Below are 10,692 nucleotides of genomic sequence, written 5' to 3' on the forward strand. Positions count from 1 at the left end.
CGCCGCGACCGCAGACGGTCCCGGTGGCGCTCGCCGCTTCGCGCATACGGTCAACCCACCCGTTGCCATGCCAAGGAGCACGTCGCATGTCGTCCGACTTCTTCATCCCGGACCCCGAGGGTCTGATCCCCAGCGCCGAGGGCTATTTCGGCGCGTACGGCGGCAAGTTCATTCCGGAGGCGCTCGTCGCCGCCGTGGACGAGGTCGCCGTCGAGTACGACAAGGCCAAGGCCGACCCGGCCTTCGCCGCCGAGCTCAACGAGCTCATGGTCGACTACACGGGCCGGCCCAGCGCGCTGACCGAGGTCCCGCGCTTCGCCGAGCACGCGGGCGGCGCCCGGATCTTCCTCAAGCGCGAGGACCTGAACCACACCGGCTCGCACAAGATCAACAACGTGCTGGGTCAGGCGCTCCTCACCAAGCGCATGGGCAAGACCCGCGTCATCGCCGAGACCGGAGCCGGCCAGCACGGCGTCGCCACCGCGACCGCCTGCGCCCTCTTCGGCCTCGACTGCACCATCTACATGGGCGAGATCGACACCGAGCGCCAGGCGCTGAACGTGGCCCGGATGCGGATGCTCGGCGCCGAGGTCGTCGCCGTGAAGTCCGGCTCGCGGACCCTGAAGGACGCCATCAACGAGGCGTTCCGCGACTGGGTCGCCAACGTGGACCGCACGCACTACCTCTTCGGCACGGTCGCGGGCCCGCACCCCTTCCCGGCGATGGTCCGCGACTTCCACCGCGTCATCGGCGTCGAGGCCCGCCGGCAGATCCTGGAGCGCGCGGGCCGCCTCCCGGACGCGGCGGTCGCCTGCGTCGGCGGCGGCTCCAACGCCATCGGCCTCTTCCACGCCTTCATTCCCGACGCGGATGTCCGCCTGGTGGGCTGCGAGCCCGCCGGACACGGCGTGGAGACCGGAGAGCACGCGGCGACGCTCACCGCGGGGGAGCCCGGCATCCTGCACGGTTCGCGCTCCTACGTCCTCCAGGACGACGAGGGCCAGATCACCGAGCCGTACTCCATCTCGGCGGGCCTGGACTACCCCGGCATCGGCCCGGAACACGCGTACCTCAAGGACACCGGACGCGGCGAGTACCGCGCGGTCACCGACGACGCCGCCATGCAGGCCCTGCGCCTGCTGTCCCGCACCGAGGGGATCATCCCGGCGATCGAGAGCGCCCACGCGCTCGCCGGAGCCCTGGAGCTCGGCAAGGAGCTCGGCAAGGACGGGCTGATCCTCATCAACCTGTCCGGCCGGGGCGACAAGGACATGGACACCGCCGCCCGCTACTTCGGGCTCTACGACACCGACGCCGCCGTCGAAGCGGACGCCGACAGCGACCGTGCCGAGATCGAGGGGGACGCCAAGTGAGCGGCAACATCGAGCTGTTGAACACCACCCTGGCCGCCACGCGGGCCGAGGGCAGGGCGGCGCTCATCGCCTACCTCCCGGCCGGCTTCCCGACCGTCGACGGCGGCATCGAAGCGGTCAAGGCCGTCATCGCGGGCGGCGCGGACGTCGTCGAGATCGGGCTCCCGCACAGCGACCCGGTCCTCGACGGGCCGGTCATCCAGACCGCCGACGACATCGCCCTGCGCGGCGGTGTCCGGATCGCCGACGTGATGCGTACGGTCCGCGAGGCGCACGAGGCCACCGGCGTCCCGATCCTGGTCATGACGTACTGGAACCCCATCGACCGCTACGGCGTCGAGCGCTTCACCGCCGAGCTGGCCGAGGCGGGCGGCGCCGGGTGCATCCTGCCCGACCTGCCGGTCCAGGAGTCCGCGCTGTGGCGTGAACACGCCGAGAAGCACGGCCTCGCCACCGTGTTCGTCGTCGCCCCCAGCAGCCAGGACACCCGCCTCGCCACCATCACGGCGGCCGGCAGCGGCTTCGTCTACGCCGCGTCCCTGATGGGCGTCACCGGCACCCGCGCCTCCGTCGGCGCCCAGGCCCAGGACCTGGTGGGACGCACCCGCGCCACCACCGACCTCCCGGTCTGCGTCGGCCTCGGCGTCTCCAACGCGGCGCAGGCCGCCGAGGTCGCCGGGTTCGCGGACGGCGTGATCGTCGGCTCGGCCTTCGTCAAGGCCGTGCTGGACGCCCCCGACGAGGCCGCCGGCCTCGCCGCGGTCCGTTCCCTGGCGGGCGAACTGGCCGAAGGCGTTCGAAAGCACTGAGCCCTTGGATCACCCGAACGGGTGGATTGTGGACCGGGGAGGCGCGGTGGTGCCTCCCCGGTTCGTTCCCCGGGTGTGAGCGACAAGATCCCTGAGGGAAACAGAAGTGCGCGTGAGCGCCTGGCCCAGCAGCGCGAGCGGGAGAAGGGGCGCGAGAAGCGCCGCCGGACGCTGATCGTCGCCTCGGCTGTGGTCGGGGTGCTCGCCCTGGCCGCCGTGGTCGGCCTGATCGCGGCCAACGCCGGCAAGGACGACGGCGGCGGCACCGCCACCGGCCCCGCCATCGCCCCGTCGGGCGCGACCGGCGAGGACGCCCTGACCCTGCCGGTCGGCGCGGCCGGCGCCCCGTCCACCCTCACGATCTGGGAGGACTTCCGCTGCCCCGTCTGCGCCCAGTTCGAGAACGCCTTGCGGGACACCATCAAGGAGCTGGCGGACGACGGCCAGGTCAAGGTGGAGTACCACCTGGCCACCATCATCGACGGCAACCTCGGCGGCACCGGCTCGCTGCGCGCCGCCAACGCCGCCGCCTGCGCCCAGGACGCCGGCAAGTTCGCGCCGTACCACGACATCCTCTTCAGCAACCAGCCACCCGAGCCGGACGACGCCTTCGGCAGGAACAGTCGGCTGATCGAGCTGGCCGGAAGGGTCGAAGGGCTCGACACGCCGGGCTTCCGCAGCTGTGTGGAGGACGGCGAGCACGACAGCTGGGTGAAGAAGTCCGACACGGCGTTCCGCGAGGGCGGCTTCCAGGGCACGCCGACGGTGCTGCTCAACGGGGAGTCCGTCTTCCCGGGCAAGGACGACGAGCAGATCTCCCCGGAGAACCTGAAGAAGTGGGCCGCCGCGGCCAACAAGGGCAAGAAGCCGGGCACCGCCGCCCCTTCCGCCTCGGCGGAAGGGTCCTGAGGCCCGGCCGTCCCGTCGTCCGCCCCCGGTTCCTGACGGGGCCCGCACCCGCCCGTGACGCGGCCCTCGTTACCCAGAAGTTGCCGGGTGGCTTGCCGTACCCACCGCCCGGCAAGGTAGCGTCGACCCCGCCATGAACCTTGCCTTCATTCCCAGCCCGTCGACCGGCGTGATCGAGCTCGGCCCGATCCCGCTCCGCGGCTACGCGTTCTGCATCATCATCGGTGTCTTCGTCGCCGTCTGGTTCGGCAACAAGCGCTGGGTCGCCCGGGGCGGCAAAGCCGGCACCGTGGCCGACGTCGCCGTCTGGGCGGTGCCCTTCGGGCTCGTCGGCGGCCGGCTCTACCACGTGATCACCGACTACCAGCTGTACTTCAGCGACGGTGAGAACTGGGTCGACGCCTTCAAGATCTGGGAGGGCGGCCTCGGCATCTGGGGCGCGGTGGCCTTCGGTGCCGTCGGCGCCTGGATCGCCTGCCGCCGCCGGGGCATTCCGCTGCCCGCCTGGGCGGACGCGATGGCTCCCGCCCTCGTCATCGCCCAGGCCATCGGCCGCTGGGGCAACTGGTTCAACCAGGAGCTGTACGGCAAGCCCACCGACCTCCCCTGGGCGCTGGAGATCAGCGAGGGCCCGAACCGGGTCGCCGGGACGTACCACCCGACCTTCCTGTACGAGTCGCTGTGGTGCATCGGCGTCGCGCTGCTGGTCGTCTGGGCCGACCGCCGCTTCAAGCTCGGCCACGGACGGGCGTTCGCGCTGTACGTCGCGGCCTACTGCGCGGGACGCGGCTGGATCGAGTACATGCGGGTCGACGAGGCCCACCACATCCTGGGCCTCCGCCTGAACGTGTGGACCGCGATCATCGTCTTCGTCCTCGCCGTCGTCTACATCGTGGTCTCCGCGAAGATCCGCCCGGGACGCGAGGAGATCGTCGAGCCCGACCGCGACGCGGCCCCGGAGAAGGACGCGGCCCCGGAGAAGAAGGACCCGTTCACGAAGGACCAGCCGGGCGAGTCCGGCAAGGACGCCACCGCCAAGAGCACCGAAGCCGCCGAAGCAGCCGAGAAGAGCTGACCGGCCGCGCCCCGGCAGGCGCGTCCACCCCCGCATACCTCCCGCTCGCCGGGCAGGCCCGGAATCTCAGGCCCGCCCGGCGAGCGCGATCGTTCTGCGGGCCGACGCCACCACCGCCGCGTCCACGAACCTCCCGTCCGGCAACGCCAGCGCACCCGCCTCCACCGCCGAGGCCGCGACGATCTCCTCCGCCGCCTCGATCTCCTCGGCCGACGGCCGGAACGCCCGCTCGATCACCGGCAGCTGGCGCGGGTGGATCGCCGCCCGGCCCAGCATCCCGAGCGCCCGTCCCCGCCCGCACGACGCCGACAGCCCGTCCAGGTCCCGGACGTCCGGGAACACCGACTGGGCGGGCGGCGGAAGAGCTGCGGCCCGGGCCGCCACCACGATCCGGCTGCGCGGCCAGTCGAGCCCGGCGTCCTCCCGTACGCCCAGGTCCGCCCGCAGGTCCGCCTCGCCCAGCGCGATGCCGCGTACGGCGTGATGGGCCGAGGCGATCGAGTACGCGTGCTCGATCGCGAGCGCCGACTCCAGCAGCGGATACAACGCCACGCCCGGGGCCACGGCCGCCACATGGTGCACCGAGACCGCGTGGGTGATCTTCGGCAGCCGGAACGCGGTCAGGCCCGGCAGCTCCGCCAGCGCCCGGATGTCGTCCTCGCCGTGCACCCGGACATGGACCGGCACCGCGTCCGGGGCCGCCGTGACCTGATCGCCGAGGAGTTCGGCGGTGGCGGAGCGCGCGTACTCCTTACGGTCCGGGGCGACGGCGTCCTCCAGGTCGACGATCACCACGTCCGCCCCGCAGCCCAGCGCCTTGGCCACCACCTCCGGCCGGTCCCCGGGCACGTACAGCCAGGTCAGCGGCGGCCGGCCGACGGGCGGCGGCGGGCCCTCCGGCAGTGGCGGGGCCGGGATCGGCCGGCCGGTCACAGCGCCCCCTGGTCCCGCAGCGCCGTGATCCGCGTCTCCGAGAGGCCGAGCCCGGCCAGGATTTCCTCGGTGTCCGCGCCGTGCGGGCGGCCCGCCCACCGGATCCCGCCGGGTGTCCGTGAGAGCCGGAAGAGGACGTTCTGCATCCGTAGCGGCCCCAGCTCCGGGTCGTCGACCTCGGTGATGGTATCCAGCGCCCGGTACTGCGGGTCCTCCATCACCTCCCGTACGTCATGGATCGGCGCGACGGCCGCCTCCGCCTTCTCGAAGCCGTCCAGCACCTCCTCCCGGCTGTGGCGGGAGATCCAGTGGCCGACGGCCCCGTCCAGCGCCTCGGTGTGCTCGGCCCGGGTGGTGCCCGCGCCGAACCAGGGCTCCTCGATCAGGTCCGGGCGGCCGACCAGCCGCATCACCCGCTCCGCGACGGACTGGGCGGAGGTGGAGACCGCGACCCAGTGGCCGTCGGCGGTGCGGTAGGTGTTGCGCGGGGCGTTGTTGCGGGAGCGGTTGCCGGTGCGCGGCTGGACGTAACCGAGCTGGTCGTACCAGAGCGGCTGCGGGCCCAGCACCGTGAGGATCGGCTCGATGATCGCCAGGTCCACCACCTGCCCCTCGCCGGTCCTCTCCCGCCCCGCGAGCGCGGCCATCACCGCGTACGCCGTCGCCAGCGCCGCGATGGAGTCCGCGAGCCCGAACGGCGGCAGCGTCGGCGGCCCGTCCGGCTCCCCGGTGATCGCGGCGAACCCGCTCATCGCCTCGGCGAGGGTCCCGAAGCCGGGGCGGTGGGCGTACGGCCCGAACTGGCCGAAGCCGGTGACCCGGGCCAGCACCAGACGCGGGTTGACGGCGTGCAGCTCCTCGGGGCCCAGCCCCCAGCGCTCCAGGGTGCCGGGCCGGAAGTTCTCGACGATCACATCGGTCCCGGCGGCCAGCTGGAGCAGCACGTCCCGGCCGCCGGGCGCGGACAGGTCGAGGGTCAGGGTGCGCTTGTTGCGTCCGAGCAGCTTCCACCAGAGGCCGACCCCGTCCTTGGCGGGCCCGTGCCCGCGCGAGGGGTCCGGCCTGCGGGGGTGCTCGACCTTGATCACGTCGGCGCCGAAGTCCCCGAGCATGGTGGCGGCGAGCGGGCCGGCGAAGAGGGTGGCCAGGTCGATGACCTTCAGCCCGGTCAGGGGCCCTGCGCCGGTCGGTGCGTGCGGGCCGGCGGGCGGGTGTGCGCCGGCCGGCTTTCCTGTTGCTGTCGTGCTCATGCGGCCTCGATCTCGCTCCGGTAGGGCATGGACGTGGACGCGCCGGGTTTCTGGACGCACAGGGCGGCCGCCGCCGACGCCCAGGCGACGGCCTCGGCCACCGGCCGCCCCTCGCCGAGCGCCACGGCCAGCGTCCCGACGAAGGTGTCCCCGGCCCCGGTCGTGTCGACGGCGTTCACCGCGGGGGCCCCGAAGAGCACCGGCTCGCCGCCCCGGGCCGCGTACAGGCAGCCCTTCGCGCCGAGCGTGACGATGACCTCGGGCACCTGCCGCAGCAGGATCTGGGCGGCGGCGTGCGGTTCGGCCTGCCCGGACAGCTCGGCGGCCTCGTGCTCGTTGGGGACCAACAGGTCGATGTGGTCGAGGAGTTCGTCGGGCAGGGGCTGGGCGGGGGAGGGGGTGAGGATGGTCCGCACCCCCTGGGCGCGGGCCGCGCGGGCACCCTCGACGACGGCGGAAAGGGGGAGTTCGAGCTGCATCAGCAGCAGGTCGGCGGCGGCGACCGCCGCGATCTCCCCGGGCCCGAGCGCGGTCACGACGCCGTTCGCGCCGGGGATCACCACGATCGAGTTGGCCCCGGTGTCGTCCACCACGATGTGCGCGGTGCCGCTGGGGCCCTCGGCGGTGTGCAGCAGGTCGGTGTCCACCCCCGCGTGTTCGAGGCCGTCGCGCAGCAGGGCCCCGTACACGTCGTCGCCGACCGCGCCGATCATCGTCACCTCCCCGCCCGCGCGGGAGGCGGCGACGGCCTGGTTGGCGCCCTTGCCGCCGGGGATCGTCCGGAACTCCCGTCCGGTGACGGTCTCGCCGCGTCCGGGGGCGCGGGCCGTGTAGGCGACGAGGTCCATGTTGGTGCTGCCGAGTACCGCGATGCGGGTCATGGGCGCAGAGCCTCCTGATGGGTCAGTGCGGCGAGGGTGTCGAACCCGGTCCGGTCGAAGCCGGGTACGGAGGTGGCGAGCCGGTTCTTCAGCGGAGCCGTCCAGCGCTCGGGCAGGGCGTCCGGCCCGCCCGCCAGCAGTCCGGCCAGCGACCCCGCGGTCGCCCCGTTGGAGTCGGTGTCCCAGCCCCCGGAGACCGCGTGGCCGATCGACCGGGTGAAGTCGCCGTCGGCGTGGGTGAGGGCGGCGGCCAGCAACGCGGCGTTGGGCAGGACGTGCACCCAGTGGTGGGTGTCCGCGTAGACGGCGTGCAGCCGGTCCACGACGACGTCGAAGTCCCCTTCCGTACGGGCGGTCCCGACGCCGAGCCGGACCGCGCGGGCGTACCGCGAGTGCGGCGGCACCACCCGCAGCCCGGCCGCCAGGCAGCCGTGCACATCGCTCTCGCCCCCGGCCGCGACGGCCAGCGCGGCGGCGGTGAACATCGCGCCGTACACCCCGTTGCCGGTGTGGGTGAGGACCGCGTCGCGGTGGGCCTGGGCGGCGGCCCCGGCCGGGTCGCCGGGATGGGTCCAGCCGTGCACGTCGGCCCGGATCTGCGCGCCGATCCACTCCCGGAACGGGTTGCGGAAACGGGCGGTCTCCGGGGGCTCGACGCCCGCGAGGAGATTGCCGTACGCGATGCGCTCGGCGGTGAAGGCACGGCCCGCCGGGAGTTCGTCGAGCCACAGCCGGGCCAGGTCGGCCGTGGTGAAGGAACGCCCGTGGCGCTGGAGCAACAGCAGGGTGAGGAGCGGGTGGTTCAGGTCGTCGTCCTCGGGCATGCCGTCGATGTTCTCGGCCAGGGACGTGGGGGCCGAGCGGCGGTTCCAGGGGTGGGCGGCGAGCAGTTCGGCGGGCACTCCGTGGGCGGTGAACCAGTTGGTGAGGGGCCAGTTGCCGGTGGCGCGGGCCAGGGCGCGGATGCCGGTCAGCGGCAGCTTCTCGACCGGTTTTCCCAGCAGGCAGCCCGCCGCCCGGCCGAGCCAGGCCGCGTGCAGCCGGTCCTGCCCGACGCCGGGGGCGGCCCCGGGCGGCCCGGGCCAGTGCGGGCAGGCGGCTACGATCTCGTTCAGTTCGGTGGGCTCGTCGGCGGTCGACGGAGAGTCCAGCAGGGCGAGTTCATCGAGGAGTCGCTCGGCCAGCGCCCGAAGCCGGGGCGGTGCGGGCGGCTCGGACGCGCCCGCCCGGTCCGGGGCGGGGGAGCCCCCGGCCGCGTACCACCGCTCCTCGATCTCCCGGGCGTCCCGGCCGTCCTGCGCGGCCTGCCGCAGCTCGTGTCCGACCAGGTCCTCGGGCTGCACCCAGGTGAGGCGGACGTTCACCGCGCACCGGCCAGCGCGCTGAAGGCGGTCTCGTGGGCCCGGCGGCGCTCCAGATCCCGGGCGAAGACCTCCCGGGCCACCTGCGCCAGGGAGTGGGCCGGGGCTTCCAGGTCCAGCCGGCTCGCCTCCGCCACCGTGGCCGCCCAGCCGGCCGGGGTCTCGCCGCCCAGCGCGCCCACGATCGCCCCGCTCATCGTGGCGATGGAGTCGCAGTCCCGGCCGTAGTTCACCGAACCGAGCACCGTCCGCCGGTAGTCGCCGCCCCCGACCAGCAACATCCCCAGTGCGATGGGGAGTTCCTCGACGGCGTGCAGCCGGGAGGGGCGGCGGGCGCCGAGCGAGGGACAGCGGTAGTCGGGGCCGACCGTGTCGAAGGGCTCCACCGCCGCCCGCAGCGGGGCGAGCGCGGACTCGAAGTCGTCGTGTCTCGCGGCCGCTTCGCAGACCGCCTCGATCGCGGAGCGGGTGCCGTCCTTCGCCAGGGTGAGCACGGCGTCGATCACCGTGTCGGGGGTGGCGCCCGGGCGGCAGGCGGCGGCGACGGCGGCCGCGAAGACCCCGGCGGCCTCCCGGCCGTAGGAGGACTGGTGGGGAGCCGCGACCTCCAGCGCCTCGGCGTACGCGGCCCGGGGGTGGCCGGCGTTGACCAGACCGACCGGGGCCATGTACATCGCCGCCCCGCAGTTGACGATGTTGCCCGCACCGGCCTCGCGCGGGTCGACGTGCCCGTAGTGCAGCCGGGCCACGATCCACTTCTCCGCCAGGAAGATCCGCTGGAGCGGCAGCGCCTCGGCCTCCAGTTCCGGGATCCAGCGGGGGGAGAGCAGATCCGGTACGAGGTGGTCGGCGACGGCGTACGCGTCGAGGTGGTCGCGGACCCGGTCGTAGACCCGGATCAGCGCGTGGGTCATCAGGGTGTCGTCGGTGACGTGGCCGTCGCCCTTGTGGTACGGCGCGACGGGGCGCGCGGTGCGCCAGTCCTCGCCGTGCCAGGGGCCGACGATCCCGGTCACCCGGCCGTCGTGGCGCTCGGCGATCTGCTCGGGGGTCCAGCCCTCGACGGGGCCGCCGAGCGCGTCGCCGACGGCGGCTCCGACGAGGGCCCGGGTGACGCGGTCATCGAGTCGGGGCGTGCTGGGGGAGGGGTGCGGTGTCGAGGGTGCGGCTGCCGTGGTCGGTGCGGGCGCCGTGGGCATAGTGGGCGTCATGTCGGAATTGTCCACCCGGGGTGGCCGGTTCCGTGGCTGCCAGCAGCCCGGCGAGTTCGATCAGGTCCGTGCCCGCGAGCCGGGGCAGCGCACAGCCCGCCAGCGTGCGGCAGGCCTCGCGCCAGCCCGCCGGTACGGCGGTGATCGAGCCGATCGCCCCGGTCAGCGCCCCGGCCAGGGCGGGCGCGGAGTCCGCGACCCGGGACAGGCAGGCGGCGGCCGGGACCGCCTGGGCGAACTCGCCCCGGGCGGCGGTGGTGAGGGCCAGGGCGACGGGCACGGTCTCCGCCGCCGCGATCCCGTAGCTGTAGACGTGGTCCACGATCTGGTGTTCCAGCACCGGGACCAGGGCGAACGCCCCGGCCGGCTCGCCCGCGAACTCCCGGGCCAGGCGGACCGCGTGCGCGGCGTTGCGGGCGATCTCGGTCCCCTCGGGGAGCCGGTCCAGGGCGGCGTTCACCGTGGTGTCGACGTCCGCCCCGGCCAGCGCCACGGCGATGGCGGCGGCCACGGCCCGTGCCCCGTGCACCCCGTCGCCGTCCTGGGTGTAGCGGGCGTCGAACTCGGCGAGCGCGGCGGCCTCCTCCGGGTCGCCCGGGTGGACCACGGCGAGCACGGCGGCCCGTACGCAGGCGGCGTCGTCGAAGTAGTGCGGGTTGTCGTGCCCGGTGGCGGGCGGCCGCAGCCCGGCGGCCAGGTTACCGAGCCCGGCCCGTACCGAGATGCGGGCCCGCAGCGGGAGGACGGCCGCCTCGACCTCGGGGGCCCGGGCGCTGGCGGCGGCGACGGTGGCGGCCAGCGCGTTCCAGGCCCGGTCGACCGCGTCCCGCATCCGGCGGCCGGGGGCCAGGCCCACCGCGTCGTCGGCCGCCGCCAGCACCGTACGGGCG

Annotated in this window: 10 protein-coding genes; 4 read left to right on the forward strand and 6 right to left on the reverse strand. The window is 74.3% G+C overall.

Translation table 11 applies throughout. From position 1 onward, the window contains the following. Window positions 1–86 precede the first annotated feature (86 nt). The 4 genes from trpB (at window position 87) to lgt (ending at window position 4,166) form a co-directional block, all read left to right on the forward strand. Window positions 87–1,373 carry a tryptophan synthase subunit beta gene (trpB, locus tag B9S58_RS00960; protein ID WP_103530249.1) on the forward strand — a complete coding sequence of 429 codons (1,287 nt, stop codon included), beginning with the start codon at window positions 87–89 and terminating at the stop codon, window positions 1,371–1,373. After that, on the forward strand, window positions 1,370–2,182 hold the full coding sequence (gene trpA / locus B9S58_RS00965) for a tryptophan synthase subunit alpha (RefSeq protein ID WP_103530250.1): 813 nt from the start codon (window positions 1,370–1,372) through the stop codon (window positions 2,180–2,182). The genes trpB and trpA overlap by 4 nt, the downstream gene beginning before the upstream one ends. Before the next feature lie 75 nt (window positions 2,183–2,257). Further along, complete coding sequence (locus tag B9S58_RS00970; protein WP_103530251.1) at window positions 2,258–3,091, forward strand: thioredoxin domain-containing protein; 834 nt, start codon at window positions 2,258–2,260, stop codon at window positions 3,089–3,091. 133 nt (window positions 3,092–3,224) lie between these two features. Beyond that, a complete protein-coding gene (gene lgt, locus B9S58_RS00975) occupies window positions 3,225–4,166 on the forward strand; it encodes a prolipoprotein diacylglyceryl transferase (protein WP_103530252.1) in 942 nt (313 codons plus the stop codon). A gap of 66 nt (window positions 4,167–4,232) precedes the next feature. On the opposite strand, the gene B9S58_RS00980 is transcribed toward lgt, so the two are convergent. The 6 genes from B9S58_RS00980 to B9S58_RS01005 all read right to left on the reverse strand — a co-directional run. Further along, the gene (locus B9S58_RS00980) at window positions 4,233–5,099 is read right to left on the reverse strand and encodes a CoA ester lyase (RefSeq protein ID WP_103530253.1); all 867 of its coding nucleotides are present in this window, start codon (window positions 5,097–5,099) and stop codon (window positions 4,233–4,235) included. Further along, a complete protein-coding gene (locus tag B9S58_RS00985) occupies window positions 5,096–6,349 on the reverse strand; it encodes a CaiB/BaiF CoA-transferase family protein (protein ID WP_258044134.1) in 1,254 nt (417 codons plus the stop codon). Before B9S58_RS00985 ends, B9S58_RS00980 begins: the two co-directional genes overlap by 4 nt. Beyond that, window positions 6,346–7,230 carry a ribokinase gene (gene rbsK, locus B9S58_RS00990; RefSeq protein WP_103530254.1) on the reverse strand — a complete coding sequence of 295 codons (885 nt, stop codon included), beginning with the start codon at window positions 7,228–7,230 and terminating at the stop codon, window positions 6,346–6,348. The genes B9S58_RS00985 and rbsK overlap by 4 nt, the downstream gene beginning before the upstream one ends. Then, the gene (locus B9S58_RS00995) at window positions 7,227–8,594 is read right to left on the reverse strand and encodes an ADP-ribosylglycohydrolase family protein (protein ID WP_103530255.1); all 1,368 of its coding nucleotides are present in this window, start codon (window positions 8,592–8,594) and stop codon (window positions 7,227–7,229) included. The genes rbsK and B9S58_RS00995 overlap by 4 nt, the downstream gene beginning before the upstream one ends. Beyond that, the gene (locus B9S58_RS01000) at window positions 8,591–9,802 is read right to left on the reverse strand and encodes an ADP-ribosylglycohydrolase family protein (RefSeq protein WP_103530256.1); all 1,212 of its coding nucleotides are present in this window, start codon (window positions 9,800–9,802) and stop codon (window positions 8,591–8,593) included. The genes B9S58_RS00995 and B9S58_RS01000 overlap by 4 nt, the downstream gene beginning before the upstream one ends. After that, the coding region (locus B9S58_RS01005) for an ADP-ribosylglycohydrolase family protein (protein WP_103530258.1) at window positions 9,711–10,692 on the reverse strand (982 nt) is incomplete at its 5' end. The genes B9S58_RS01005 and B9S58_RS01000, both read right to left, overlap by 92 nt.

It is taken from the genome of Streptomyces sp. SM11, from assembly GCF_002910905.1.
Lineage (GTDB): Bacteria > Actinomycetota > Actinomycetes > Streptomycetales > Streptomycetaceae > Streptomyces.

What these genes read in the sequence shown, in the direction of transcription:
- B9S58_RS00985 (WP_258044134.1), bottom strand. Translation starts at nt 6,349, where the DNA reads ATGAGCACGACAGCAACAGGAAAGCCGGCCGGCGCACACCCGCCCGCC.
- trpB (WP_103530249.1), top strand. Translation starts at nt 87, where the DNA reads ATGTCGTCCGACTTCTTCATCCCGGACCCCGAGGGTCTGATCCCCAGC.
- rbsK (WP_103530254.1), bottom strand. Translation starts at nt 7,230, where the DNA reads ATGACCCGCATCGCGGTACTCGGCAGCACCAACATGGACCTCGTCGCC.
- B9S58_RS01000 (WP_103530256.1), bottom strand. Translation starts at nt 9,802, where the DNA reads ATGACGCCCACTATGCCCACGGCGCCCGCACCGACCACGGCAGCCGCA.
- lgt (WP_103530252.1), top strand. Translation starts at nt 3,225, where the DNA reads ATGAACCTTGCCTTCATTCCCAGCCCGTCGACCGGCGTGATCGAGCTC.